Annotated in this window: 21 protein-coding genes; 9 read left to right on the top strand and 12 right to left on the bottom strand. The window is 73.6% G+C overall.

All coding sequences use genetic code 11. From position 1 onward, the window contains the following. Positions 1-28: 28 nt before the first annotated feature. Complete coding sequence (locus ACGF3H_RS14755; protein WP_362499484.1) at positions 29-2140, top strand: MMPL family transporter; 2112 nt, start codon at positions 29-31, stop codon at positions 2138-2140. Positions 2141-2327: 187 nt separating this feature from the next. Next, positions 2328-3434, top strand: a complete 1107-nt coding sequence (locus ACGF3H_RS14750; protein WP_362499486.1) for an AfsR/SARP family transcriptional regulator — start codon at positions 2328-2330, stop codon at positions 3432-3434. 135 nt (positions 3435-3569) lie between these two features. Here ACGF3H_RS14750 and ACGF3H_RS14745 read toward each other — a convergent pair whose 3' ends face one another. The 4 genes from ACGF3H_RS14745 to ACGF3H_RS14730 form a co-directional block, all read right to left on the bottom strand. After that, positions 3570-4631 carry a class I SAM-dependent methyltransferase gene (locus ACGF3H_RS14745; RefSeq protein ID WP_362499488.1) on the bottom strand — a complete coding sequence of 354 codons (1062 nt, stop codon included), beginning with the start codon at positions 4629-4631 and terminating at the stop codon, positions 3570-3572. Further along, positions 4631-5755 carry a type III polyketide synthase gene (locus ACGF3H_RS14740; protein ID WP_362499490.1) on the bottom strand — a complete coding sequence of 375 codons (1125 nt, stop codon included), beginning with the start codon at positions 5753-5755 and terminating at the stop codon, positions 4631-4633. Before ACGF3H_RS14740 ends, ACGF3H_RS14745 begins: the two co-directional genes overlap by 1 nt. Before the next feature lie 82 nt (positions 5756-5837). Then, on the bottom strand, positions 5838-6989 hold the full coding sequence (locus tag ACGF3H_RS14735) for a DegT/DnrJ/EryC1/StrS family aminotransferase (RefSeq protein WP_362499492.1): 1152 nt from the start codon (positions 6987-6989) through the stop codon (positions 5838-5840). 46 nt (positions 6990-7035) lie between these two features. Further along, positions 7036-7584, bottom strand: a complete 549-nt coding sequence (locus ACGF3H_RS14730) for a cupin domain-containing protein (protein WP_362499493.1) — start codon at positions 7582-7584, stop codon at positions 7036-7038. A gap of 268 nt (positions 7585-7852) precedes the next feature. On the opposite strand from ACGF3H_RS14730, the gene ispH reads away from it, so the two are divergent. Continuing rightward, complete coding sequence (gene ispH, locus ACGF3H_RS14725; RefSeq protein WP_362499495.1) at positions 7853-9868, top strand: 4-hydroxy-3-methylbut-2-enyl diphosphate reductase; 2016 nt, start codon at positions 7853-7855, stop codon at positions 9866-9868. Between the two features lie 96 nt (positions 9869-9964). Beyond that, positions 9965-11575 carry a class I adenylate-forming enzyme family protein gene (locus ACGF3H_RS14720; protein WP_362499496.1) on the top strand — a complete coding sequence of 537 codons (1611 nt, stop codon included), beginning with the start codon at positions 9965-9967 and terminating at the stop codon, positions 11573-11575. A 10-nt stretch (positions 11576-11585) separates the two neighbouring features. Here the strand turns inward: ACGF3H_RS14720 and ACGF3H_RS14715 are convergent, their stop codons facing one another. Both ACGF3H_RS14715 and ACGF3H_RS14710 read right to left on the bottom strand, forming a co-directional pair. Beyond that, entirely contained in the window at positions 11586-11942 is a 357-nt protein-coding gene (locus tag ACGF3H_RS14715) for a DoxX family protein (RefSeq protein ID WP_362499498.1), read from the bottom strand. 228 nt (positions 11943-12170) lie between these two features. Continuing rightward, complete coding sequence (locus tag ACGF3H_RS14710; protein WP_362499500.1) at positions 12171-13661, bottom strand: MFS transporter; 1491 nt, start codon at positions 13659-13661, stop codon at positions 12171-12173. A gap of 64 nt (positions 13662-13725) precedes the next feature. Between ACGF3H_RS14710 and ACGF3H_RS14705 the strand changes: the two genes are divergently transcribed. Then, positions 13726-14544 carry a helix-turn-helix transcriptional regulator gene (locus tag ACGF3H_RS14705; protein ID WP_362499502.1) on the top strand — a complete coding sequence of 273 codons (819 nt, stop codon included), beginning with the start codon at positions 13726-13728 and terminating at the stop codon, positions 14542-14544. Positions 14545-14625: 81 nt separating this feature from the next. On the opposite strand, the gene ACGF3H_RS14700 is transcribed toward ACGF3H_RS14705, so the two are convergent. Next, the gene (locus ACGF3H_RS14700) at positions 14626-15054 is read right to left on the bottom strand and encodes a DUF6299 family protein (protein WP_362499503.1); all 429 of its coding nucleotides are present in this window, start codon (positions 15052-15054) and stop codon (positions 14626-14628) included. Positions 15055-15296: 242 nt separating this feature from the next. On the opposite strand from ACGF3H_RS14700, the gene ACGF3H_RS14695 reads away from it, so the two are divergent. Then, positions 15297-15491, top strand: a complete 195-nt coding sequence (locus ACGF3H_RS14695; protein WP_362499505.1) for a DUF5999 family protein — start codon at positions 15297-15299, stop codon at positions 15489-15491. 18 nt (positions 15492-15509) lie between these two features. On the opposite strand, the gene ACGF3H_RS14690 is transcribed toward ACGF3H_RS14695, so the two are convergent. From ACGF3H_RS14690 to ACGF3H_RS14680, 3 genes are read right to left on the bottom strand one after another with little or no spacing between them, the layout of a single operon-like run. Then, complete coding sequence (locus ACGF3H_RS14690; protein WP_362499507.1) at positions 15510-16337, bottom strand: alpha/beta hydrolase; 828 nt, start codon at positions 16335-16337, stop codon at positions 15510-15512. A 27-nt stretch (positions 16338-16364) separates the two neighbouring features. Then, positions 16365-16763, bottom strand: a complete 399-nt coding sequence (locus ACGF3H_RS14685; RefSeq protein ID WP_362499508.1) for a RidA family protein — start codon at positions 16761-16763, stop codon at positions 16365-16367. Further along, positions 16760-18160, bottom strand: a complete 1401-nt coding sequence (locus tag ACGF3H_RS14680) for an acyl-CoA dehydrogenase family protein (protein WP_362499510.1) — start codon at positions 18158-18160, stop codon at positions 16760-16762. The genes ACGF3H_RS14685 and ACGF3H_RS14680 overlap by 4 nt, the downstream gene beginning before the upstream one ends. 64 nt (positions 18161-18224) lie before the next feature. On the opposite strand from ACGF3H_RS14680, the gene ACGF3H_RS14675 reads away from it, so the two are divergent. The 3 genes from ACGF3H_RS14675 (at position 18225) to ACGF3H_RS14665 (ending at position 21769) form a co-directional block, all read left to right on the top strand. After that, positions 18225-19943 (top strand): AMP-binding protein, encoded by a 1719-nt coding sequence (locus tag ACGF3H_RS14675; RefSeq protein ID WP_362499555.1) that lies wholly within the window; start codon positions 18225-18227, stop codon positions 19941-19943. A gap of 15 nt (positions 19944-19958) precedes the next feature. Then, the gene (locus tag ACGF3H_RS14670; protein ID WP_362499512.1) at positions 19959-20789 is read left to right on the top strand and encodes a PaaX family transcriptional regulator C-terminal domain-containing protein; all 831 of its coding nucleotides are present in this window, start codon (positions 19959-19961) and stop codon (positions 20787-20789) included. Between the two features lie 95 nt (positions 20790-20884). Then, complete coding sequence (locus ACGF3H_RS14665; protein WP_362499514.1) at positions 20885-21769, top strand: sulfotransferase; 885 nt, start codon at positions 20885-20887, stop codon at positions 21767-21769. A gap of 6 nt (positions 21770-21775) precedes the next feature. On the opposite strand, the gene ACGF3H_RS14660 is transcribed toward ACGF3H_RS14665, so the two are convergent. Together ACGF3H_RS14660 and ACGF3H_RS14655 are read right to left on the bottom strand one after the other, a co-directional pair. After that, positions 21776-24166: a bifunctional salicylyl-CoA 5-hydroxylase/oxidoreductase gene (locus ACGF3H_RS14660; RefSeq protein ID WP_362499515.1), complete on the bottom strand. Its 2391-nt coding sequence runs from the start codon at positions 24164-24166 to the stop codon at positions 21776-21778. Between the two features lie 3 nt (positions 24167-24169). Next, positions 24170-24997: an enoyl-CoA hydratase family protein gene (locus ACGF3H_RS14655; RefSeq protein ID WP_362499517.1), complete on the bottom strand. Its 828-nt coding sequence runs from the start codon at positions 24995-24997 to the stop codon at positions 24170-24172. Between the last annotated feature and the right edge of the window lie 323 nt (positions 24998-25320).

Raw genomic sequence — 25320 nt, 5'->3', positions numbered from 1 at the left:
CACCCCCACGGAACACGGAGAGACACACATGCTGCGAAAACTGGCCGCCCTGCCCAGCGGAAGGGTGGGCAAGTGGGTCGTCATCGCGCTCTGGGCCGTCGTACTGGTCCCGGCGCTGATGCTGGCCGGGAAGCTCGGTGACGCGGAGGAGAACGACAACTCGGCCTGGCTGCCCGGCAACGCGGAGTCCACCGCGGTCGTCGAGCGCGCCCAGAAGCTGATGCCCGCCGACTCGGTGCCCGCGATCGTGGTCTACGACCGGGCCGCCGGGGTCACCGACGCCGACCTGGCCAAGGCCCGGGCGGACGTGACGGCGTTCCGGGGCATCGAGAACGTCGTGGGCACGCCGCAGGGACCGGTCCGGTCCGAGGACGGCAAGGCCATCCAGACCATCGTCCAGGTCCACAAGGACAAGTCCGGCTGGGAGGGGCTCGGCAAGGTCGTCGACGCGATGGCCGACGTCGGTGAGAAGGACGCGGACGGCCTCGGCTTCCATGTCGCGGGGCCGGCCGGCTACGGCGCCGACTCGATCAAGGCGTTCGGCGGCGGCGGCGCGCTGACCACCATCACCGCGCTGGTCGTGGTGGTGATCCTGCTGATCACCTACCGCAGCCCGCTGCTGCCGCTGCTGCCGCTGATCACCGTCGGCGTGGCCCTGATGGCGGCGGAGGCGCTGATCTACCTGCTGGCCGACAACGCCGGCCTCGTCGTCAACAAGCAGACGAGTTTCATCCTGGTCGTGCTGATCTTCGGCGCGGCGACCGACTACGCCCTGCTGCTGATCTCCCGCTACCGGGAGGAGCTGGCACGGCACGAGGACCGGCACGAGGCGATGGCGGAGGCCCTGTACCGCTCCGGCCCGGCGATCGTGGCCAGCGCGGCGACCGTCGCGATCAGCCTGATGCTGCTGATGCTCGCCGTCCTCAACTCCACCAAGGGCATGGGCCCGGCCTGCGCCATCGGTGTCCTGGTCGGCCTGCTCGCCATGACGACGCTGATGCCGGCGCTGCTGGTCGCCTGCGGCCGGTGGATCTTCTGGCCGTCCAAGCCCGTGTACGGCGCCGGGGCGGAGCAGAAGGAGAGCGTCTGGAGCCGGGTCGGCGCCGCCGTCTCGGGCCGGCCGAGGCTGGTGTGGGTGGGCACCGTGCTGGTGCTCGGGGCGATGGCGCTCGGCACGCTCGGGCTCGACGCGTCGGGCCTGTCGAACAAGGACCAGTTCACCGACAAGCCGCAGATGGCGGTCGGTGAGGAGATCCGTGCCGCGCACTTCCCGGCCGGCTCCGGCGACCCCGTCTACGTCGTGACCAGGGCCGGTGCGGCCGAGCGGGTCAGGTCGGCGCTGGCCGGGGTGGACGGGATCGGCGGCGTCGCGGACCCGGTGGTCAAGGGCGGCGAGGCGGTGCTGCTCGCGCAGTTGGAGCACGAGCCGAGCAGCGAGGCGGCGATGCGCACCGTCGACTGGGCCCGGACCGCGGTCCACCGGATCGAGGACGCGGACGCGCAGGTCGGCGGCAGCACCGCGATCATGGTCGACACGGAGAACGCGGCGGCCCGGGACTCCAAGGTGATCATCCCGATCGTGCTGCTGGTGGTCCTGGTCATCCTGGGGGTGCTGCTGCGCGCCGTGGTCGCGCCGCTGCTGCTGATGGCGACGGTGCTGCTGTCGTTCGGGGCGGCCCTCGGCGTCAGCAGCCTGGTGTTCGAGCACGTCTTCGGCCTCGCCGGGGCCGACGCGTCCTTCCCGCTGCTGGCGTTCGTGTTCCTGGTCGCGCTGGGCATCGACTACAACATCTTCCTGGTGACGCGGGTCCGCGAGGACGCGGTGCTGCACGGCACCCGGCGCGCCGCGCTGACCGGCCTGTCGTCCACCGGCGGCGTGATCACCTCGGCGGGTGTGGTGCTGGCGGGCACGTTCGCGGCGATGGCGTCGCTGCCGCTGGTCTTCGCGGTGGAGCTGGGCTTCGCGGTGGCGTTCGGCGTGCTGCTCGACACCATCGTGGTGCGTTCGGTGCTGGTCACCGCACTCACCCTGGACGTGGGCCGCTGGATGTGGTGGCCCAGCAAGCTGTTCCGGCACCGCGACGACGTCGTGGCGCCGACGGGCGAGCCCGATCAGGTGCCCGTGTACAGCGTCAGGTGAACCAACCCTGCCGCGGGTTCCCGGCGCCGTCGTGTGCGGCGGCGCCGGGCCCGTGCGCGGGAGGCCGGCCCGGGAACCGCGGGAAGCGGACCGGGCCGTGCGCGTGAACGTCGCAGGGCTTTGGGGCAGAGCGAGGCGCGTGCACCGTCCGGGGCATGCGCGGACACACACGTACGGGGCTGACACGATGAGTGCAGAGACGCTGGAATGGGGAATCCGCCGCGGCACCGTGACCGCCGTCCCGGTGGCCGTCGGACGGCGCGGAGGACGGGTCGCCGCCGAGCAGCCACCAGGGGGGAGCCCGGGGAGAGCGGACGGCACGGGAGCACAGCGCATAGCGGACCTCGAGCGCGAGGTCCGCGAGTTGAAGCGGGCCAACGAGACGCTCAAGCAGTACGTCAGCAGGGCGCTGGACCTCGACACCGCACCGCCCCGGCGCCCCGGCTCCCGTGTCCCGGACGGTGCCGGACCCGGCAGCGCGGAGGCGGCCGGTCCCCCGCGCCGTGCCGCGTCGGGCGCGGGGGTGGAGTTCCGCGTCCTCGGTCCGGTGGAGGCGGCCGTCGGCGGCCGGTGGGTGGACCTCGGGGCGCCCAAGCAGCGTGCGGCGCTGGTGCTGCTGGTGAGTCAGGTGGGGCAGCCCGTCTCGGTGGACGTGCTCGTGGAGGCGCTGTGGGAGGGCCGGCCGCCGCAGTCGGCGATCACGTCGCTGCACGCGTACATCGCCAATCTGCGGCGCGCCCTGGAGCCGCACCGGGCGCCGCGCACCCCGTCGACGGTGCTGTGCACGCGCGGGCGGGGCTATCTGCTGAACAGCCGGGCCGTCGAGGTCGACGCCCACCGCTTCTGGGAGAACGCCACCGCCGGCTGGCAGGCGCTGGACCGGGGCGATCCGCAGCGGGCGCTGTACGCGTTCGAGGCGGGCCTCGCCCTGTGGCGCGGGGAGGCGTACGCGGAGGTGGCGGAGGCCCCGCACGTCGCACCCGAGGCCGTGCGCCTGGAGGAGCTGCGCCTGTCGGTGGTCGAGGGCCGCTGCGCCACCCTGATCGCGGTGGGCAACCACGAGATGGCGGTGCCCGAACTGGTGGCCTTCACCCAGGCCCATCCGCTGCGCGAGTACGGCTGCGAACTGCTGAGCCTCGCCCTGTACCGGGCGGGCCGGCAGGCGGACGCGCTGTCGGTGCTGCGGTCGCACCAGCAGAAGATGGTGGAGGACCTGGGCATCTCGCCGAGCCCCGCGCTCCAGCACCTGGAACTGGAGATCCTGCGCCAGGCACCGGAGCTGGAGCGCTCGTAGGACGCGCCCTGTCGCGGCGAAGCCCCCGGCGTGACGGTCCCCGCACGGGCCGCCGCGCCGGGGGCTTCGCCGTCCGTACCCCGCTCCCGTGACGGGCCCCGGCCGAGTGGGGTGGCCGGGACCGGGACGGGCGGTTCAGCGGGCGAGCACGAGGGTGGTCGGCGAGGGGGTGTCCAGGAAGCGGATGTCCTCGAATCCGGCGGCGGTGAGCCACGCGTGGTAGTCGCCGCGCCGCCACGTGGAGCCGTGGCGGCTCTTGAGGAGCATCTCCCCGGCGAAGGTCAGGGCGAAGGACGGGCCGCCGCGCTCGTCGTCGGTGATGTAGTCCGAGACGACGAGCGTGCCGCCGGGCCGCAGCGCCCTGCGGATGCGGGTGAAGACCGCCCGGTTGGCCTCGGGTCCCTCCTGGTGGGCGATGTTGGAGTACATGACGACGTCGTGGTCGCCGTCGCCGAAGCCGACGGTGTGGAAGTCGCCGTCGACGTGCTCGACCCGGTCGCCCACGCCCTGTTCGGCCAGCAGCCGCCGGGCGATGGCGTTGATCGGCGCCCAGTCGATCTGGGTGGCGCGGGCGTCGGGGTTGAGCCCGAGCCAGACGGCGGAGCAGACGCCCGAGCCGCCGCCGATGTCGAGGATCGACACCTTCCCGGCGCCGGCCAGTCCGAGCGCCTCGGCGGCGATGTGCGCGACGGGCACGGACTGCGCGGCGATGGCCTGGACGAGGTTCTCCCAGTGCGGGTTGTCGGCGACCTCCACGACCGCGTCCGTCACCGGGCCTCCGGCGCGCACGACGTCGGGCAGGGCGGCCAGCGAGCCCAGGTGGCCCATCTTGAGGCGGGCGAACCCGGCGAGCGAGACGGGCGGGCCCGCCACCAGGAAGGCGGCCGCCTCCGGGCCGTTGCGGTAGCGGCCGCTCTCCACCTCGACCAGGTCGAGGGCGACCAGGCCGTCCAGGAGCGCCTGTGCGCCGCGCGGCGCGATCCCGGCCCGTTCGGCGAGCGCCTCCGGGGTGTCGGCGCCGCTCTCCAGGTGGGTGAACAGGTCGTACGTCGCCGCCGTGCCCAGGATGCCGGTGGCCCAGTAGCCGTTGATCATCCGCAGGATCCGGTCGGAGGTGGGTCCGGCCTGCGTGCCGCCGGTGCTGTCGGTGCCGGTGCTGTGGGTGCTGGTGCTGGTGCTGGCGCCGGTGCTGGTCATCAGATCCTCCCTGCGTACGGGCGCGGCGCGGCCACGGCGGCCGGGCGTTCCCGGTGGTGTCGGGCCGTGCCGTCGACCCAGGTGCCCAGGGCCATCTCGGCGGTGATGCCGGGGCCGAAGCCGGCGATGACGCCGGTGGCGTCGCTGGGCAGCGGTCCCTCCTCGAACCGCCGGCGCAGTGCGTCGAGCACCACGGCGCTGGCGATGTTCCCGTACTCGGTCAGCGTGCCCCAGCTGTGCCGGAAGACCGTGCGGTCGACGCCGAGGTACTTGGCGAGGTCGTCCAGGATCCGGGGGCCGCCGGCGTGGATGACGTAGAAGTCGAGGTCCGCGGCGTCCCAGCCGTTGCCCGCGGCGAGGTCGCGCAGCACCGGGGCGAGCGGTTCCATGGTGCCGGGCACCCGGCGGTCCAGCTGGAAGTGGAAGCCGGTGTCGCGGACGGCGTAGGAGATCCAGTCCTCGGTGTTCGGAATGAGGTACGAGGCGTTGCGCCGCAGTCGGACGCCGGTGACGCCGGGGCCGCCGCGGCCGCGCACCACGGCCGCCGCGACCGCGTCCCCGAACAGACCGTCGGACAGCAGCGAGCCGATGTCGTCGGCGTCGGGCTGGTAGCACAGGGAGCACAGTTCGCACGAGACGATCAGTACGTTGCTGTCGGGGTGGGCCGCGCAGAAGTCGTGGGCGCGGTTGATGGCCGCTCCGCCCGCCGCGCAGCCCAGCTGGGCGATGGGCAGCTGCCGGGTGTCGTAGCGGAATCCCATGGTGTTGATCAGCCACGCGGTGAGCGAGGGCATCATGAATCCGGTACACGAGACGTAGATGATCGCGTCGATGTCCTCGGCCCTCAGCAAGGCGTTCGCCAGGGCCTCTTCGACGGCTTCGGGGCAGCGTTTCTTCGATTCCGTCTCGTAGATGCGGTTGCGTTCTTCGAAGCCCGGGTGGTCCAGGGTCTTCTCGACGGGTTGCACCAGGTGCCGTTTCTGCACTCCGGTGTTTTCTATCAGACGGAGCGCGAGGGGAAGCTGGGGCTTTCCCGCATGGGCTTTCCTGGCGAAATCCAGGGTCTGCTCCATGGTGATGGTGTATTCCGGTACGCGCACCGCGGGCTTGCAGAGGATGGGCATGTCCGGCGTCCGCCTCTCGGGAGGGTGTGGTGGGGTCGATGTCGTGCGGGGTGCCGCGGAGCACGGCCGTCCGGCGCCCGGGTCAGCTCGGGCGCAGGTTGTTCCTCAGCTCGGCCCGCAGCACCTCCACGACGCGTTCCACCTGGTCCGGGCGGAGTTCGGCGTGCATGGGGATGGCCAGGTTGCGCTGGAAGAGGTCCGCCGAGACGGGGCAGCGCTGCGCGGTGTCGTACACCGGCTGCAGATGGCCGGCCCAGGTGCCGTGCCCGCAGCCGATGCCCTGGGCGCGCAGCGTGGCGGCGAGCCCCGAGCGGTCCACGCGCGGGTCGAGGGTCACCAGGTAGGACTGCCAGGCGTGGGTGCGGTCCGCCGGCACGTGCGGCACCGTGAGCAGTTCCTCGTCGGCGAGCAGCTCCGTGTACGACGCCGCGATCCGGGTGCGGCGCTCCAGGAGTTCGTCCACCCGGGCCAGCTGCACCTGGAGGATGGCGGCGGCGATGTCGGAGAGCTTGTAGTTGTAGCCGATGTCGGTGAACGAGGGGATCGGCAGCCCGACCACCTGCGCCTGGTCGTAGATGCTGCCGATGCCGAACGACGAGCGCAGCCGGGCGTCCGCGCCGATCACCGGGTCGGCGGCGAGCAGTGCACCGCCCTCACCGCTGCTGGCGCCCTTGCGGCCGTGGAAGGACAGGCAGGCCACCGGCGCCAGCGCGCCGGCCGGGCGGCCCTGGTAGGTGGCGCCGACCGCGCAGGCGGCGTCCTCGACGACGAACAGGCCGTGGCGGTCGGCGACGGCCATCAGTTCGGTGTAGTCGGCGGGCAGTCCGACGGTGTCCACCGCGATCACGCCCACCGTGCGCGGGCCGATCAGGTCCGCCACCGCCTGCGGGTCGACGGTGCCGGTGTCGCGGCGCACGTCCGCGAAGACGGGGGTCGCGCCGACGTAGCGCACGGCGTGGGCCGGGGCGGGGAAGGTGTAGTCGGCGACGATCACCTCGTCGCCGGGTTCTACGCCGAGGGCCAGCATGGCCAGGTGGAGCGCCGCCCCGCAGTTGCTCAGCGTGACCGCGTCACCGACGCCGTAGTGCTGCTTCAGCCGGGCCTCGAGCGCCTTGCCCCTCGGTCCCTGGCCGGCCGGCCAGCCCGAGGCGAACACCTCGGCGACGGCGGCGAGTTCCTGGTCGCCGAGGCTCGCGTGCACGAGCGGAATGCTGTCCGTGGTCGTCGCGGTCATCGGAGGTCACCCCTCGGTTCTGCGTCGGCGGTCGAGTCGTCGCTGGTCACGCCGCGGCCCGTCCGGCCGGGGCGGGGGCGGGCGGGGTGAAGCGGAGCGGAGTGATCTGCTGGACGTCGTAGCGCCTGCGCATCCGCTCCACGGCCTCGGAGTCCACGGTCCGGCCGGCGGCGAAGATCTCGACGATCTCCTCGAAGTAGCGCTCGTGGTCGGGCGAGGGAGAGCTCTGGAAGAGCATGCGGGCCGGTGCGTCCGTGGCGTTGCGGAAGGCGTGCGGGGTGCCGGGGGGCACGAACATGCAGCTGCCCGTGACGGCCCGGGCGGCGCGGTCGCCGTCCGGCGACTCCCAGCCGTGCCAGGTGTCCCCGGACCGCTCGGTGGGCTCGAACGCGAAGAGCTCCAACTCCCCTTCCAGGACGTAGAAGAACTCCTGGGAACGGCTGTGGGTGTGCGCGCCGACGTCGAAGCCCGGCGGCACGACCACCTCGAACACGGAGGACGAGGAGCCGTCCGCGGCCGTGACCTTGAAGGTCACGTCCTGCGCTTTCGTGACGAGTTTCCGGCCCTGACCGGGCGGGACGATGAGACCGCTCATGCTGTGTCGCTCTCTCGGGTGAAAAGGGGTAAGGGAAATGGCGAGGGAAATCCGGGGGCGGGCCGCCGGCCTCCGGGTCGAGAATGCCAGCGGCGACTTGGGGTCCACTGGGTCCGCGATTGGCGTCCGCTTGCCGCCAAGCGGAGGCCAATCCGCCGCGTATTCCCCGGCAAGGGAAGGCGTCGAGGATGCATTTCGCGGTCCGCCGATCACCGTCGGGACGGCTGCATCCGTACGGAATTCCGTCATCCATCCCGAGGGGGAAATCATGCCGTCCGCCCCGCGACGAGTTCTGCTGGCCGAGCCCCGGGGAGCCTGCGCCGGCGTGCACCGGGCCATCGAGACGGTGGAACGCGCGCTCCAACTGCACGGCGCACCCGTGTACGTGCGCAAGCAGATCGTGCACAACGAACACGTCGTGCGGGATCTGGAGGGCAAGGGCGCCCGTTTCGTCGACTCGGAGGAGGAGGTGCCGGCCGGTGCCGTGTGCGTCTTCTCCGCGCACGGGGTCTCCCCGCGGGTCCGCGACAACGCCCGGCGGCGGGGGCTGACGGTCGTCGACGCGACGTGCCCGCTCGTGGCCAAGGTGCACCAGGAGGCCGTCCGGTTCGCCCGGGACAAGGACACGCTGATCCTCGTCGGGCACGCCGGCCACGAGGAGATCGAGGGCACGTACGGGGAGGCCCCGGAGCGCACCGTCGTGGTCGGCAGCGTGCAGGAGGCCGGGCGACTGGACCTCGCGCCGGGCACGAGCGCCGCGTACCTCACCCAGACCACGCTGTCGGTGGACGACACGGCCGAGATCGTGGCCGTCCTCGAGGAGCGGATCCCGGGACTGACCGGCCCGGGCAGTGCCGACATCTGCTACGCCAGCCAGAACCGGCAGAACGCGGTGAAGGCGATCGCGGGCCGCAGCGACCTGGTCCTGGTCGTCGGCTCGGCCAACTCCAGCAACTCGGTACGTCTGGTGGAGGTCGCCCGGGCCGCGGGCACCGACGCCCGGCTGCTGCCCGACCCGGACCTGCTCGACGCCGCCTGGCTGGAGGGCGTCGCCACCGTGGGCCTCACGGCGGGGGCGAGCGCGCCCGAGGCCCTGGTGGAACGGGCGCTGCGCCGACTGGCGGACCTGGGCTTCGGGGACGTCGAGACGGAGGTGACGGCGGTCGAGAACGTGGCGTTCCGGCTGCCGCCGGAGCTGGAGGAAGGGGGTGCCTCGGGCGGCACGGAGGCGGCGGAGCCCGTGGGCGCCGACGAGGAGACCTGCGGCAAGCTGCTGGACCGCGTCGACCGGCGGATCGGGGAGCTGCTGAGTGCCGAGGAGGCGCGCTGGAGTGCCGTGGACCCGCGGGTGGCGGTGCCGGTGACGGCCGTCGCGGAGCTGGTCGCGGCGGGCGGCAAGCGGCTGCGGCCCCTGTTCTGCGTCACCGGCTACCTGGCGGCCGGCGGCGGGGCCGCCGCGGACGAGGACACGGTCGTCGACGCGGCCGCGGCGCTCGAGCTGCTGCACGCCTTCGCGCTGATCCACGACGACATCATGGACAACTCGCCCACCCGGCGCGGCACTCCGACCGTCCACGCCGCGTACACGGACCTGCACGCACGGCGCGCCTGGGCCGGGGAGTCACGCCGGTACGGGGAGGCCGTCGCCCTGCTCGCCGGGGACCTGGCGCTCGGCTACGCGAACCGGCTCGCGTCCGGGCTGACCGGCGCGGCGGCGCGGGTGTGGCACGAGCTGGTCACGGAGATGATCATCGGACAGCAGTTGGACATCGCCCTGGCCGCCGAGATGGAACCGGACGCGGACCTGGCCCGCTGGGTCGCCGTCTGCAAGTCGGGCCGCTACACCATCCACCGCCCGCTCGCCCTGGGCGCGGCCATCGCCGGACGCCCCGGGCTGCACGCGGTGTTCGAGGCCTACGGGGTCGCGGCCGGCGAGGCGTTCCAGCTGCGGGACGACCTGCTCGACGCCTTCGGCGACGCGGCGGTGACCGGCAAGCCGACCGGTCTGGACCTCGAAGAGCACAAGATGACCCTGCTCATCGCCCTGGCCGCGGCCAAGGATCCGCGGGTCGCCGGGCTGGTCGAGGCGGGCCGCCGCGCCGGCTGGGACCCGGCCGGCCTCCGTGCCGCCCTGCTCGCCTCCGGGGTGCGCGCGGACGTCGAGGAGCGCATCGACGCCCTGGTCGCCGCCGCCCGTGCGGCCCTGTCGGACGCCGGCCTGCCGCACCACTGGCGCCGCCGCCTGGAGGAACTGGCCGACATGGTCGCCTACCGCGACCGCTGACGCCGCTGCCGCGCACCCGCACCCGCACCCGCACCCGCACGCATTCGCACCTCACTCGGTGGAACCACGGACCAGCAGGACGCACAGGGAGACCTCATGGGAAGTACGTTGCTGAACAGGCTGAGCCGGCGGCCGGACCGCGCGCCGGTGCCCCCGTCGCTGCACAAGCGCGGCCTCTACCTCGGTGTCGTCCCGGAAAGGGCCGCGCGCGTCCGGGGCGGCATGCCTCTCGTCCTGGACCACGACCTCGACGTGCTGCCTGAGGCCGGACGGCGCCTGACGGTACGCCAACTCGCCGCTCACGTCGCGGACATCGCGAACCGGCTGGCCGTCGCCGGAGTGCGCCGCGGCGGACACGTGGTGATCTGCAAGGCCCCCAACTTCGACCTCTGGCTGCTGGCGACGGCGGTGGAGCGCATCGGCGCGGTCCCGGTCATGCTCTCGCAGCACCTGGACTCCGAGGCGATCGCCGCCCTGATGGCCCGGCTGGAGCGGCCGCACCTGGTCACCGACGGGCCCAGGCTCCGCTCCCTGACCGAGGACGGCGTGGACCTGGGGAAGCTGACCCGGGGCGTGATCGGCGTGGGCGACGCCGGGCCGGGCGCGGTCGCGCTCGCCGGGCTGGACGGCTCGGTGCCGGTGCGGCCGGTGCTGCGCGGCCTGGACGAACCGGCCATGATCACGCACACCTCCGGCACCACGGGACTGCCCAAGCTGGTCGTGCACACGCCGCGGACGATGCGCTCCCGGCTGCGCCCGCAGCTGTTCCTGCTGGGGCTGATGCGCAAGCGGGGAACCGTCGCGATCCACATTCCCTTCGGGCACTCCCGGACGTTCGCGGCGATGTCGCTCTGTCTGCTCCAGGGGATGCCGGCGCTGCTGGTGAGGGACGGCACCACGGAGGCCGTCGCCGCGTTCTTCGCGGAGCGCCGGCCCTGGCTGATCGAGGCGCTGCCCAACTCGTTCCTGGTGTGGGAGGACCTGGCCGACGACCCGCGCCGCCCGTTCGCGTCGGTGAAGTACTTCAGCAGCACCTTCGACGCGATCCACCCGAGGACGGTGCGCCGGCTGCTGCACGCCTCCGACCAGCGGGCGCAGTTCTTCCAGATCTACGGGCAGAGCGAGGTCGGCCCCGCCGCCGGCCGGCCGTACTACCGCCGGTTCGTGAACCGGATGGACGGCCGCTGCGTGGGCTACCCCCTGCCGGGCAGCGCCCGGGTGCGGCTGGTGAGCCGGGACGGCAGGCGGCCCTCGCGGCAGAACCCCGGCTTCATCGAGGTGCGCTGGGACGGGCTGGCGAAGACGTACCACGGCGAGCAGGAGCGCTACGACGCCAACCTGCACGACGGCTGGTGGCGCACCGGGGACGTCGGTTACCGCACCTCGCTGGGCTGCCTGCACATGCTCGACCGCGAGTTCGACGCGATCGCCGGGGTGGGCAGCAACCTGGAGATCGAGGACGTCCTCCTGGACGAGCTGGCGGAGCTCGCCGAGGTCGTCGTGGTGCCGGGCCCCGGCTCCCGGGCGGTCCCGGTCGTCTGCACCCACGGTGACGATCCTCTGGATCCGGACCGCTGGCGCGCCGCCACGGCCGCGTACCCGCAACTGGCGGAGCCGGTCCAGATCCCGCTGGCCGAACTGCCGCGCACCGCCACGCTGAAGACCCGCCGGGTCGAGCTCTCCCGCCGTCTCGAGGCCGGCCTGTAGGCCCCGGGGATCACCAGGCGCCGTGGTCGAGCAGGCCCAGGGTGAGGACGGCCACGGCGGTGATCAGGAAGACGATTCCGCCCACGATGTCGCGGGAGCCCACCCGCAGGTGGGCGATGATCGCGCCGATGAAGTAGAGGATGAGGCCACAGGCGGCGAGCGTTCCCAGCAGCGGCACCGCGAGCCCGGCCAGCAGTCCCACGGTGCCCGCCGCCAGCAAGGACCCGAGGACCGGCACGTACTTCCGGGGGATCCCCTTCATGTCCGCCTGGGTCTTGGGGTATTCGTGGCCGATCAGGTAGGTGACGGCGGCGGCTCCGTTGAAGACCGCACCGATGATGGTGACCGTGACGAAGGCGATGTTCACGTTCTCTCCGCTCTGTGGAGACAAGGGTTGCCGGGTGCACCGGTGACCGGGAGGCCTGACAGCCGCTGCGCAACACCACGACGCGTCGGTGCTGTCTGGGTCGGGATGCTTTGTGCGGTGATGATCGTACAGGCCGGCCCGGCGCTAGATCGGCGTTCTGTACTCGCCCTCGGCCACAACTGGCCGGATTCGAGATCGAGTTCAGCCGCGACCCTCGTCGCGTCCCCGTCAGCCGGTCGCCCGGCGGGCTCGGCGCAGGAGCGGGACGGTGAGCAGGGCACCGGCGGCGAAGGCGGCCGCCGCGATGCCCGCCGACAGGCGCAGGCCGGTGAAGAAGTCGTGCGCCGTGGCGGTGAAGGTGCCGAAGAGGGCCACGCCCACGGCGCTGCCGACCTGGCGCGACACGTTGAAGACGGCGGTGGCGACGGCGGTGTCGGCGGCCGGAGCGGCTTCGACGACGGCGGCGACGGCCGCCAGGGCAGTCATGGTCTGGCCGAGGCCGGTGGCGATCAGCGCGAAGAGCAGGACGGGATACGGCGTCCCGGGCCCGGCGAGCAGCCAGCCGAGGAAGCCGGCGGTGCCGAGGACGAGACCGGCGGCCATCGGGACGTACGGGCCGGTGCGGTAGGTCATGCGGCTGAACAACGGGGCGGCCGCCAGGCCCATGCACACCGAGGGCAGCAGGGCCAGGCCGGTCTCCAGGGCGTCGAGCCGGCGTTCCTGCTGGAAGTACAGCGTGGCGAGGAAGAGCATGCCGTAGTAGCCGAGACTGATCAGCATGCCGATCACGGTGGTCGCGGTGAAGGCGCGGTTGCGGAACATGGACGGCCGCAGCAGCGGGGCACGCCGGGTGCCGCCCCGCAGCGAGCGTGTCTCCAAGGCGCGTTCCGTCAGGACGAAGCCGGCCAGGGCCACGGCGCCGATGCCGAACCCGGACAGCACCAGGGGGGACGTCCAGCCGTGCGTGCCCGCCTCGTTGAGGCCGCCGGCCACTCCGACGAGGCCGACGACGGCGAGCAGCTGGCCGACGGGGTCCGCCTTCCGCGTGCCCGGACGGGGCGTGGCGGAGGGGATGTGCCGCAGCGTCAGCAGGACGGCGAGCAGACCGAAGGGCAGATTCAGCCAGAACACCGCACGCCAGTCCGAGCCCGAGACGAGCAGTCCGCCGACGGCCGGTCCGGCGCCGAAGGCGACCGACGCGACGGCGCCCCAGAACGCGATGGCCCGGGCCCGCACCGCGCGGTCGGGGAACGTGGCGTTCAGCAGGGCGAGCGAGGCGGGCACGAGCAGCGCCGCTCCCGCGCCCTGGGCGAGCCGTCCCGCGATCAGCAGTCCGGAGGTGGTGGCCAGGCCGCAGGCCACGGACGCGGCGGTGAACAGTCCCAGGCCGGCGAGGAACACGCGGCGGTGCCCGAACCGGTCGGCGACACCTCCGCCGAGGAGCAGCAGCGCGGCGAAGACGGTGCTGTACCCGTCGACGACCCACTGGAGCGCGGAGGGCCCCGTGCCCAGCGAGGTCCGGATGTCGGGGATCGCGACGTTCACGACGGTGACGTCCAGCATCACCAGGAAGTAGCCGAGGCTGAGCGCGATCAGCGGCGGCAGGGAGAGGGAGGCGGTCCGGCCCGTCGCGGCGGTCGTGCCCGTCGTGCGGCCGGGTGTCGCGGGAGCCCGTCCGGACTGCTCCCGGGCGTCCGTGGGAGTCGCTGTGGTGGTCATGGAAGGAGCATCGGCCCCGGATGCTTCGCCGTCCGACGAAGTGTCGTTGTTCTAGGCTGCGTCCATGCCGAACGCCAGCCGTCCCGCCCCGCTCCCGACCGCCGGCACCGCGCCGTCCGGGCACCGGGGAGACCCGCTCAAGCACCACCCCGACATCGCGCGGGCCGCCGCTCTCCTCGCCGACCCGTCGCGCGCCCGCATCCTCAAGTGCCTGGCCGACGGTCGGGCGCTGCCCGCGAGCGTCCTGGCCGGTGAGGCCGGCATCGGCGCCGCGACCGCCAGCGTGCACCTGGCCAAGCTCGTCGAGGGCGGGCTCCTCACGGTCCAGCGGCAGGGCCGGCACCGCCTCTACCGGCTCACCGGCCCGGACGTGAGTGCCGCCATGGAGTGTCTCGCCCTGATCGCGCCCCCGCTGGCCCTCACCTCCCTCAAGCAGAGCAACCGCACCAACGCCCTGCACCGGGCCCGCTCCTGCTACGACCATCTCGCCGGCCGGCTCGGTGTGGCCCTGATGCGCGGCCTGCTGGAACGCGGCGTACTCACCGGCCACGACGGCGTCCACCGGCCGGACGAGGCCGTGCGCGACCGGCCGTCGTCCTACGGCCACGACGTCCGGTACGCGCTCACCCGCACCGGCCGGGCGACGCTCGCCGGGCTCGGCGTCGACGCGGACCGGCTGCCGCCGCGCCGGCCCGCGATCCGCTACTGCGTCGACTGGAGCGAGCACCAGCACCACCTGGCCGGAGGGCTGGGCGCCGTCCTCACCGCACGGCTGTTCGCGCTCGACTGGGTGCGGTGGGGGCCGAGCCCGCGCGTGGTGCTCCTGACCGACGCGGGCGCGCACGGTCTGGAGCAGGCGCTCGGAGTCGTGATCGGCGACTGAACACCCGGGGCCAGGAGGAGCCGTCGCCCGTCGCGGGAGCCCCGCACGGGCGACGGCTCCTCCCCGCCACCGGCCGCGGCCTCAGGCCTTGGCCAGCTTGACGTCCCGCTCGTGCACGGCGTGGAAGTACGGCAGCACGAGGATGCCGGCCGGCCGCATCTCCATCAGGGTGGCCTCGACGTGGGCCGGGCCGGTCCGCAGGGTGCGCACCGTCGTGCCGGTGTTGGACCAGCGGTGCAGGCTGCCGTCGCACACCGCGCGGGTGCCGCCGATGCCGTACGAGACGGAGTCGTCGTTCTGGCTCACCGAGGAGCTGACGAACACCGGACCGGTGCCGGGGACGCAGCGGTAGGTGCCGGACAGGGTGATGGTGCCGTCCGCGGCGATGCGGCCGGTGGCGTCGACGGTCACCGTCTCGGCGGTGTCGGCCTTAGCGGTGGCGGTGGCGGCGGCCGGCACGATCAGGGCGGCGCCGGCGGCCGCGGCGAGGGCGGCGAGGCGTAGGGACATGGGAGACCTCCGGGTTGGTCGGAATGAGGGGTTCCACTCGTACCCGGCGGTCAACCGGAAGAGGGTGATCCTCACCCCTTCGGTGGCGAGTCCGCGCCGGCCGTCGTGGAACCGTCGCCGTGTTGTCCGGGTGTTGTCACGCTTGGCCGCAGCCCCTTGGCGCCGGCCGCCGGCGGGGCGCACGGTCGGTCCTGACGGGCGGTCCCACCGGCGGGACGGCCCTCACGACGTGGAGGTGCGCCATGTGTTCCCACCGGCCTTCCTGCCCCGCAGCCGACTCCCCCGCCGCGCACGTCGTCGCCGCCCGTCCCGAGCAGGGGTGGACCCTGCTGTGCGACGGCGGCATCGTCTTCGACGACACCGGCGAGCTGCTGCCCGACGGCCGTGCCGTCGTGCCGCACCGGATGCCCGCCGAGCGGCCGGCGACGGCCGCCTGATCGCCCCGGGCGTGGCCCTCAGGGCTTCCCGGCGACGAACTCCCGCAGCAGGGAGGCGAGGAGTTCCGGCTGGTCCTCGGCGATGAGCGTGCGGGTGTCCTCGACCTCCACCAGCCGTCCCTGCGGGAGGAGTTCGGCGAGGCGGCGGCCGTGGTCGCGGGGCATCATCAGGTCTTCGAGGGCCCAGACGACGAGCGCGGGCCGGTCGAAGCGCCGCAGTCCCCGGGCGGCCTCCAGCAGTTCGCCGCGCCGCACGTGGGTGTTGTAGTGCCGGAAGTCGCGGCGGATCGCCGGGTCGGTGCGCAGGGGGCGCAGCCAGCCCTCGACGATCGTGTCGGGTACGGGGCGCTTGGTGAGCGCGCCGATCCCGACGGGCAGGCGGCGCAGGAGCCTGAGGCCCAGCGTGCGGACCAGCAGGGGCACGCCGCCGGGCACGCGGCAGGCGAGGCCGATCAACTTGCCGGGCAGTCCCGGCGGATAGTTGTCGAAGGCCTCGCACGAGATCAGCACCAGCCGGGCGAGGCGCTCGGGGTGCCGGGCCGCCACCGTCTGGGCCCGGCCGCAGTCGCTCTCGACGAGGGTGACGTCGGTCAGGTCGAGGCGGTCGAGGAACTCGGCGATCAGCTCGTTGACGAGGTCCGGGGTCGGCGGGCGGGACAGGGGCCGGCGGTGCGAGCCGTAGGGCAGGGTCGGCGCGATCACCCGGTGGTCGGCGCGCAGGCCGTCGGTGACCTTGCGCCAGACGGTGGAATCGTGGACCAGGCCGTGGAGGAGGACGACGACCGGCCCCTCGCCGCCGGTGTCCTCGTACTCGACGGTTCCCGCGCTCAGTTCGATGTCCGGCATACCCGAACTCTAGGGCGGGCGCGGCACTCACGGCAGTACGGCGAATCCGTCCAGTTCCACCAGCGCCCGCTCGTCCCACAGGCGTACGACCTCCACGACGGCCATCGCCGGGTAGTCGCGCCCGGCGAGACGGCGCCAGGTACGGCCGAGGCCGGCGGCGTGGCGGCGGTAGTCGGCGACGTCGGTGGCGTAGACGGTGACGCGGGCGAGGTCGGCGGGGGTGCCGCCGGCGGCGCGCAGGGCGGTGAGGAGGTTGCCGAGGGCCTTCTCGAACTGCTCGGGGAGGCTGTCGCCGGTGATCTTCCCGTCGGTGTCCAGCGCGGTCTGGCCGGCCAGGAAGACGACGCGGGTGCCGGTGGCGACGACGGCGTGGGAGAAGCCGGTGGGCGGGGAGAGCTCGGACGGGTTCACACGTTCGGCGGTCATGCGCCGGCCTCCGCGGTCGTGTCCGGTGTGCGGTACAGCTCCTTGGCGATGATGTCGCGCTGCACCTCGCTCGCGCCCTCGTAGACGCGGGGGGCGCGGACCTCGCGGTAGAGGTGTTCGAGGAGGTGGCCGCGTTGCAGGGCGCGGGCGCCGTGCAGCTGGACGGCCTGGTCGACGACGTACTGGGCGGTCTCGGTGGCGAGGAGCTTGGCCATCGCGGCACGGCCCGGCACGTCCGGCGCGTTCTCGTCGTACGCCGTCGCCGCCGCGTACACCATGAGGCGGGCCGCCTCGGTGCGCAGGGCCATCTCGGCGACCTGGTGGGACACGGTCTGGAGGTCGCGGAGCTTGCCGCCGAAGGCGTCGCGGGCGCGGGTGTGTTCAAGGGTGGCGTCCAGGGCGGCGCGGGCCATGCCGACGGCGAAGGCGCCGACGCTGGGGCGGAACAGGTTGAGGGTGCCCATGGCGACGCGGAAGCCGCGGTCCGGCTCGCCGAGCACGTCGGCGGCGGTCACGGGCACGGCGTCGAAGGCGAGGGCGCCGATGGGGTGCGGCGAGAGCATGTCGAGGGGGGTGCCGGTGAGGCCGGGCCGGTCGGCCGGCACGAGGAAGGCGGTGACGCCGCGGGCTCCGGCGCCGGGGGTGGTGCGGGCGAAGACGGTGTAGAAGTCGGCCTCGGGGGCGTTGGAGATCCAGCACTTCTCCCCGGTGAGCCGCCACGCGGACCGTCCGTCGGGTTCCGCGACCGGCGCGGTGCCGGGGCCGGCCGGCCGGCCGCCGCTGGGCGAGCCGCCGCCCCGCACGGAGACGCCCTGTGCCCCCGCGGCCTCGCCGGCGCCGGCCGCTCCACGCGTCACGGCAGCCCCGGCCCGGCCCGCCGCGTCCCGTGACGCGTCCCCGCTCCCGTCCCACGCCCCCGCCGGCCCGGCCTCCTCCGTCGCGTCCCGCGCTCCCGCCGGTTCCGCCGCTCCCGCCGGTTCCGCCGGTTCCGCCGGTTCCGCCCTCAGCGTCAGGGCCGCCGCGTCCGAGCCGGCCGCGGGCTCGCTCAGGGCGAAGGCGGCCACCGCGGTGCCGTCGCTCACCCGGGGCAGCCAGCGGGCGCGCTGGGCCTCGGTGCCGTAGGCGTGCACCGGGTGGGCGCCGAGGCCCTGCAGAGCGAGCGCGGTCTCGGCCTCCGTGCAGGCGTAGGCGAGGGACTCGCGCATCAGGCACAGGTCGAGCGCGCCGGAGGTGAACAGGCGGGGCAGCAGGCCGAGGGCGCCGAGTTCGGCGACGAGGGGACGGTTGACGTGGCCCGGTGTCCCTTTGCCGGCCAACGGGCGCAGCCGCTGCGCGGCGAGGGTGCGCAGCCGCTCGCACCAGGCGAGTTGTTCCGGTTCGAGCGAGAATGCGGTCATCGCCGGTCCCTTCCCCTGCTCCCCTGCCCGCCGTGCCACACCCGAGGTTATCGCGCCCCGTTGACTGCCGTCACCAACACGATACGCTCGATGCGCGAGCCCACCACGACACAGGGGGCGAACCGCCATGGCAGATCCGCACGCCGCAGATCCGCACCGCGCCGGACCACACCGCTCGGCCCATGTCGACACGTTCGCGCGCGACCGTCTGCCACCCCCCGGCCAGTGGCCCGAGCTGCGCTTCGACCTGCCGGAGCTGCACTACCCGGACCGTCTGAACTGCGCCGCCGAGCTCCTCACCGGCCCGCCCGACGACCGCCCGGTCTTCCGCACGGCGTCCGGGGACGGCTGGACGTACGGACAGCTTCGGGCCCGCGTCGACCGGCTCGCGCACCTGCTCACCGGCGACCTCGGTGTCGTGCCCGGCAACCGGGTGCTGCTGCGCGGCCCCACCACCCCGTGGCTGGCCGCCTGCTGGCTGGCGGTGCTCAAGGCGGGCGCGGTGGCGGTCACCGTGCTGGCGCAGCAGCGCGCGCACGAGCTGCGCGCGATCTGCGAGATCGCCCGCGTGCGGCACGCCCTGTGCGACGTCCGCGCCGTGGACGACCTCGCCAAGGCGGAGATCCCGGGGCTGCGGATCGCGGCGTTCGGCGGGGACGCGCCCGACGACCTGCTGACCCGTGCGGAGGCCGGCTCCACGCCGGACACCCCGTTCCCGGCGGTGGCGACCGCCGCCGACGACGTGGCGCTGATCGCCTTCACCTCGGGCACCACCGGACGGCCCAAGGGCTGCATGCACTTCCACCGGGACGTGCTCGCGATCGCCGACACCTTCTCCCGGCACGTGCTGCGGCCGCGCGCGGACGACCTCTTCGCGGGCAGTCCGCCGCTCGGCTTCACCTTCGGACTCGGCGGGCTGGTGATCTTCCCGATGCGGGCCGGGGCGAGCGCGCTGCTGCTCGAACAGGCCGGCCCGCGGCAACTGCTGCCCGCGGTCGCCGAACACCGGGTGTCGGTGCTGTTCACCGCGCCGACGGCCTACCGGGCGATGCTGGACGAGCTGGACGCGTACGACGTGACGTGCCTGCGGCGCTGCGTCTCGGCGGGCGAGAACCTGCCGGCGGCCACCTGGCACTCCTGGCACGAACGCACCGGCCTGCGCATCATCAACGGCATCGGCGCCACCGAACTGCTGCACATCTTCGTCTCGGCGGCCGACGACGACATCCGTCCCGGCACCACGGGCGTCCCGGTGCCGGGGTGGGTCGCGCGCGTGCAGGACGAGAACGGCGTGCCCGTCCCGGACGGGGTGCCGGGCCTGCTGGCGGTGCGCGGTCCGGTCGGCTGCCGTTACCTCGCCGACCCGCGGCAGCGGGAGTACGTGCGCGACGGCTGGAACATCACCGGGGACACCTATGTCCGCGAGCCCGACGGGTACTTCCGCTACGTCGCACGCGCCGACGACATGATCATCTCCGCCGGGTACAACATCGCCGGGCCCGAGGTGGAGGACGCGCTGCTGCGGCATCCGGACGTGGTGGAGGCGGCGGTGGTGGGCCGGCCCGACGCGGCGCGCGGGCAGGTCGTGGTGGCCCACGCGGTGCTGAGGGACGGCGCCGAGCGGGACGCGGAGGCCCTGCGGACGTACCTCAAGTCCGAGCTGGCGCCGTACAAGTGCCCGCGCGAGATCCACTTCCGGGACGCGCTGCCGCGCACGGCGACCGGCAAGCTCCAGCGATACCGGCTCCTGGCCTCCCCCGACACCCGGGGTGACCTGGGCTGATGCCGACGACCTAAGATGATCGACGTGTCCGACCAGCACCCGCAGCCCACCCCGAGGTCCCTGATCGTCACGCTCTACGGCGCGTACGGCCGCTTCGCTCCGGGCCCGGTGCCCGTCGCCGAGCTGATCCGGCTGCTGGCCGCGGTGGGGGTGGACGCCCCTTCCGTCCGTTCGTCGGTGTCACGGCTGAAGCGGCGCGGGCTGCTGCTGCCCGCCCGGACGGCACGGGGCGCGGCCGGTTACGAACTGTCCGACGGAGCAAGGCAGTTGCTTGAGGACGGGGACCGGCGCATCTACGCCGCGGCGCCCTACGCCGACGAGGGCTGGGTGCTCGCCGTGTTCTCGGTGCCCGAGTCGGAGCGGCAGAAGCGCCATGTGCTGCGCTCCCGCCTGGCCGCGCTGGGCTTCGGCACCGCCGCCCCCGGGGTGTGGATCGCCCCGGCGCGGCTGTACGAGGAGTCCCGGCACACGCTGGGCCGCCTCGACCTGGACGGCTACGTGGACTTCTTCCGCGGGGAGCACCTGGGTTTCTCGCCCACCGCCGAGGCGGTGGCGCGGTGGTGGGACCTGACCGCGATCGCCGAGGCGCACGAGGCGTTCCTCGACCGCCACGCACGCGTGCTGCACGACTGGCAGCGCCGTCCGGACACCCCGCCCGAAGAGGCGTACCGGGACTACCTCCTGGCCCTCGACACCTGGCGCCACCTCCCCTACGCCGACCCGGGCCTCCCGGACCGGCTGCTGCCCGCCGACTGGCCGGGCACCCGCTCGGCGGCCGTCTTCCGGGCGTTGCACGAGCGGCTCCGGGACGCCGGAGCCGCCTTCGCGGCCCAGGAACCGGCCTGAGCCACCGGGGAGATCCGCGTCACATTCACCTGCCATAAGGGAACCCTCAGCCCTCTCCGACCCTCTTCTCAGGTTTCTTGCCTAGCGTCCGGCCCATGAGTCTCACGCGTAGCTTGAACCGGGCCCTCACCGTCACCACCGGCCTCCAGGTGCGGAGAGCTCCCCGGCCCACGGCGACGACGCCCGCACCGCGGCCCGCGAAGCGCGGGGCCGCCCCGTACCGATGTCCGTCGGGCGAGGAGCTGGAGTCCGAACGGCTGCTGCGGCAACCGGTCTTCATCATCTCGTCCATCCGGTCCGGCTCGACCCTGCTGCGCATGATGCTGGGCGCCCACCCGCGCCTGCACGCCCCGCACGAGCTGCACCTCGGACGGATGGAGGTGACGTGCACCAACTGGTTCTCCCAGCGGGCGATGGGCGCCCTCGGCCTGGAGCGCGGCGACCTGGAGCACCTGCTGTGGGACCGTGTCCTGCACCGTGAACTGGTCAGGTCCGGCAAGGACTTCGTCGTCGAGAAGACGCCGGCCAACGTCTACATGCACCAGCGCCTGAAGGACTGCTGGCCCGACGCCCGGTTCGTGTTCCTGCTGCGCCACCCCGAGTCGATCGCCCGGTCCTGGCACGAGAGCGACCCGGTCAAGCGGCCCTACGACAAGGCCGTCGGGGACGTGCTGCCCTACCTGACGGCCGTCGAGGAGGCCCGCACCGCCGACGCCGACGGCTTCACCGTGCGCTACGAGGACATCACCACCTCCCCCGAACGGGAGATGCGCCGCCTGTGCGCGTTCCTCGGCCTCGACTACGCACCCGCCATGCTGCACTACGGCGAGAAGAGCGACGCCGAACTGGTCAGGGGCCTCGGCGACTGGCGCGACAACATCCGCACCGGCACGGTGCAGCCGGGCCGTCCGCTGCCCGCGGCGGACCGGATCCCCGCGCCGCTGCGCGCGATGTGCGCGGCCTGGGACTACGCGTCCTGAGCGGGCTCAGTCCCGCAGCGCGAGCCGGGGTTTGGGGGCGTCGGTGCGTCCGGTCTGCGGGCGGCGGCTGCCCGCCCGGTACGGCGCCGGCCAGACGGCGCCCGGACCCGTGTAGCCCTGCTCGGCCGCCGCGTGCAGCGTCCAGTGCGGATCGTAGAGGTGGGGGCGGGCGAGGGCGCACAGGTCGGTGCGACCGGCCAGGATCAGCGAGTTGACGTCGTCCCAGGAGGAGATCGCGCCGACGGCGATCACGGGGACGCCCGCCTCGTGCCGGATGCGGTCCGCGAAGGGGGTCTGGTACGACCGTCCGAACTCCGGCCGTTCCTCGGCCACGACCTGGCCCGTGGACACGTCGACGGCGTCGGCGCCGTGTGCGGCGAAGGCGCGGGCGATCTCCACGGCCTCGTCGGCGCTCGTGCCGCCCTCGGCCCAGTCGGTCGCGGAGATCCGCACGGTCATGGGCCGTTCCCCGGGCCACACGCCGCGTACGGCGTCGAAGACCTCCAGCGGGAAGCGGAGCCGCTTCTCCAGGGTGCCGCCGTAGACGTCGGTGCGGCGGTTGGTGAGCGGGGAGAGGAAGCCGGAGAGCAGGTAGCCGTGGGCGCAGTGCAGTTCGAGCAGGTCGAACCCGGCGCGCGCGGCCCGGGCGGCGGCGGACGTGAACTGCTCGCGCACGTCCGTCAGCTGCGCCCGGGACAGCTCGCGGGGGATCTGGCCGTCCGGCCGGTACGGCAGCGGGGACGGGGCCACCAGCGGCCAGTTGCCCTCCGGGAGGGGCTCGTCCATGCCCTCCCACATCAGCCGGGTCGAGCCCTTGCGTCCGCTGTGCCCGAGCTGCACGCCGATCGCGGTGCCGGGTGCCTGGGCGTGCGCGAAGTCGGTGATCCGCCGCCACGCCTCGGCCTGCCGCCCGGTGTACAGGCCGGCGCAGCCGGGGGTGATCCGGCCCTCGGGACTGACGCACACCATCTCCGTCATCACCAGCCCCGCGCCGCCCAGCGCCCTGGCGCCCAGGTGGACCAGGTGGAAGTCGCCGGGGACGCCGTCGGTGGCGGAGTACATGTCCATCGGGGAGACGACGACGCGGTTGCGCAGGGTCAGGCCGCGCAGCCGGAACGGGGTGAACATCGGGGGCGTGCCGGGCGGGCAGCCGAACTCGCGCTCGACGGACTCGGTGAAGCGGGGGTCCCGCAGCCGCAGGTTGTCGTGGGTGACGCGGCGGCTGCGGGTGAGCAGGCTGAAGGCGAACCGGCGGGGCGGCTCGTCCACGTACCGGGCGAGGTCCTCGAACCACTCCAGGCTGGCGCGGGCCGCCCGCTGGGTGGAGGCGACGACGGGGCGCCGCTCCTCCTCGTAGGCGGCCAGGGCCTCCTTGAGCGAGGGCTGCTCGTCCAGGCAGGCGGCGAGCGCGAGGGCGTCCTCGACGGCCAGCTTGGTGCCGGAGCCGATGGAGAAGTGGGCCGTGTGGGCGGCGTCGCCGAGGAGGACGACGTTGCCGTGCGACCAGCGTTCGTTGACGACCGTGCGGAAGGTGGTCCACGCCGACCTGTTGGACCTGAGCGGCCGGCCGCCGAGGGCGTCGGCGAAGATTTCGGCGCAGCGGCCTGCGGATTCCCGCTCGCCCAGCCCGGCGAAGCCGGCCGCCCGCCACACCTCCTCGCGCATCTCGACGATGACGGTGGACGCGTCGGGCGCGTAGGGGTAGCCGTGCAGCTGCATCACGCCGTGCGGGGTCTCGGCGATCTCGAAGCGGAAGGCGTCGAGGGCGAAGTCGGCGGCCAGCCAGATGTAGCGGCAGCGGTGGGCGGTGATGTGCGGGCGGAACACCTCCGCGTAGGCGTCCCGGGTGGTGCTGTGCACGCCGTCGGCGGCGACGACGAGGTCGTGGGTCCGCGCCAGCCGGTCCGGGTGCGGTGCCTCGGTGCGGAAGCGGAGGTCCACGCCGAGGTCGCGGCAGCGGGCGTGCAGGATCCCCAGGAGGCGGCGGCGGCCGAGGGCGGCGAAGCGGTGGCCTCCGGAGGTCTGGCGGGTGCCTCGGTGGACGATGTCGATGTCGTCCCAGCGGACGAAGTCCTGCTTCAGGGCCGCGTAGACCTCCGGGTCGGCGTGTTCGATGCCGCCGAGGGTCTCGTCGGAGAGGACGACGCCGAAGCCGAAGGTGTCGTCGGGGGCGTTGCGTTCCCAGACGGTGACCTCGCGGTCCGGGGCGAGGCGCTTGAGGAGGGCGGCGGTGTAGAGGCCGCCGGGGCCTCCGCCGATGATCGCCGCGCGTAGGGGGTGGCTCGTGTCCGCGGGCGGGAGCGGCGCCGTTGTGGCTGGGCGCGCCCCGCGGCGGAGCCGCTGATCGTCACCGCCCCGCGCCCCTGAGGCCGGGACACTCCCCTCGGTCGCACGCATGCCCTACCTCCCTCGCCACTTCGGGGGGCGCTTCTCCGTGAAGGCGGCGTGGAACTCCGCGTAGTCCTCGCCGTTCATCAGGAGGGCCTGGGTGGAGGCGTCCAGCTCCACCGCCGCCGCCAGGGGCATGTCCAGCTCGGCCGTCAGCAGCGCCTTGGTCTGGGCGTGCGCGAGGGCCGGGCCGTCGGCGAGGCGCTGGGCGAGGGCCCGTGCGGCCTCGTCGGCGTGGCCCTCGTCGGTGAGCTCGCTGATCAGGCCGATCCGCTCGGCCTCCGGCGCCCGCACCGGTTCGCCGAGCATCAGCAGGCGGGTGGCGTGGCCGAGGCCGACGACCCGGGGCAGCAGGTAGGCGGCGCCCATGTCGCCGCCGGACAGGCCGACGCGGGTGAAGAGGAAGGCGAAGCGGGTGCTGGGGTCGGCGACGCGGAAGTCGGCGGCGAGGGCGAGGACGGCGCCCGCCCCGGCCGCGACGCCGTGCAGCGCGGCGATCACGGGGAACGGGCACTCCCGCACGGCCCGCACCACCTGGCCGGTCATCCGGTTGAAGTCCAGGAGCTGGGCGGTGTCCATGGACAGGGTGGCGCCGATGATCTCGTCGACGTCGCCGCCGGAGCAGAAGCCGCGCCCCTCGCCGGCGAGCACCAGGGCCCGCACGGACCGCTCCCGGGACAGCTCGGCGAGCAGGTCGCGCAGGTCGGCGTAGGCCTCGAAGGTGAGCGCGTTGAGCTTGTCGGGACGGGCCAGGGTGACGGTGGCGACACCGTCGGTGAGACCGACGCGCAGGTGCCGCCAGTCGGAGGTGCGGGCGGCGGAGCCGGTGAAGGGACTCATGACGGGCGGCCTCCTGGGACGGGCACGGCATCACTGAGCGCTACGCCTCGAAGTTATCACTCATCTGTGACCGTCGTCACGAGTACGCGATAGGCCGTGTGGGGGCGGGGATGCGGACGATCGCCTTCCGTCACGTCTGTCACGGCACGACGATGGCCCGGTAACAACGGGAGCACCGGGGCGAGGGAGGACGTTGAGCCGGGTAGGCCGTCCGCTACCGGGGCCGAAGGTCCCGCGCGGTGCCCGTCGAAGGGCCCTGCCGGGCGGCGCCGTACCATTCATAACGTTGAAAGCAGGACAGGACCGCCTGCTCCGGAACGGAC

The organism is Streptomyces sp. NPDC048185, from assembly GCF_043202495.1.
GTDB lineage: Bacteria > Actinomycetota > Actinomycetes > Streptomycetales > Streptomycetaceae > Streptomyces.
This window is presented reverse-complemented; position numbering and strand designations above follow the sequence as displayed.

Bases quoted from the DNA above. Each gene is read 5' to 3' on its own strand.
- ACGF3H_RS14755 (WP_362499484.1), top strand. From the start codon at position 29: ATGCTGCGAAAACTGGCCGCCCTGCCCAGCGGAAGGGTGGGCAAGTGG.
- ACGF3H_RS14750 (WP_362499486.1), top strand. From the start codon at position 2,328: ATGAGTGCAGAGACGCTGGAATGGGGAATCCGCCGCGGCACCGTGACC.
- ACGF3H_RS14745 (WP_362499488.1), bottom strand. From the start codon at position 4,631: ATGACCAGCACCGGCGCCAGCACCAGCACCAGCACCCACAGCACCGGC.
- ACGF3H_RS14740 (WP_362499490.1), bottom strand. From the start codon at position 5,755: ATGCCCATCCTCTGCAAGCCCGCGGTGCGCGTACCGGAATACACCATC.
- ACGF3H_RS14735 (WP_362499492.1), bottom strand. From the start codon at position 6,989: ATGACCGCGACGACCACGGACAGCATTCCGCTCGTGCACGCGAGCCTC.
- ACGF3H_RS14730 (WP_362499493.1), bottom strand. From the start codon at position 7,584: ATGAGCGGTCTCATCGTCCCGCCCGGTCAGGGCCGGAAACTCGTCACG.
- ispH (WP_362499495.1), top strand. From the start codon at position 7,853: ATGCCGTCCGCCCCGCGACGAGTTCTGCTGGCCGAGCCCCGGGGAGCC.
- ACGF3H_RS14720 (WP_362499496.1), top strand. From the start codon at position 9,965: ATGGGAAGTACGTTGCTGAACAGGCTGAGCCGGCGGCCGGACCGCGCG.
- ACGF3H_RS14710 (WP_362499500.1), bottom strand. From the start codon at position 13,661: ATGACCACCACAGCGACTCCCACGGACGCCCGGGAGCAGTCCGGACGG.
- ACGF3H_RS14705 (WP_362499502.1), top strand. From the start codon at position 13,726: ATGCCGAACGCCAGCCGTCCCGCCCCGCTCCCGACCGCCGGCACCGCG.
- ACGF3H_RS14700 (WP_362499503.1), bottom strand. From the start codon at position 15,054: ATGTCCCTACGCCTCGCCGCCCTCGCCGCGGCCGCCGGCGCCGCCCTG.
- ACGF3H_RS14695 (WP_362499505.1), top strand. From the start codon at position 15,297: ATGTGTTCCCACCGGCCTTCCTGCCCCGCAGCCGACTCCCCCGCCGCG.
- ACGF3H_RS14690 (WP_362499507.1), bottom strand. From the start codon at position 16,337: ATGCCGGACATCGAACTGAGCGCGGGAACCGTCGAGTACGAGGACACC.
- ACGF3H_RS14685 (WP_362499508.1), bottom strand. From the start codon at position 16,763: ATGACCGCCGAACGTGTGAACCCGTCCGAGCTCTCCCCGCCCACCGGC.
- ACGF3H_RS14680 (WP_362499510.1), bottom strand. From the start codon at position 18,160: ATGACCGCATTCTCGCTCGAACCGGAACAACTCGCCTGGTGCGAGCGG.
- ACGF3H_RS14670 (WP_362499512.1), top strand. From the start codon at position 19,959: ATGATCGACGTGTCCGACCAGCACCCGCAGCCCACCCCGAGGTCCCTG.
- ACGF3H_RS14665 (WP_362499514.1), top strand. From the start codon at position 20,885: ATGAGTCTCACGCGTAGCTTGAACCGGGCCCTCACCGTCACCACCGGC.
- ACGF3H_RS14660 (WP_362499515.1), bottom strand. From the start codon at position 24,166: ATGCGTGCGACCGAGGGGAGTGTCCCGGCCTCAGGGGCGCGGGGCGGT.
- ACGF3H_RS14655 (WP_362499517.1), bottom strand. From the start codon at position 24,997: ATGAGTCCCTTCACCGGCTCCGCCGCCCGCACCTCCGACTGGCGGCAC.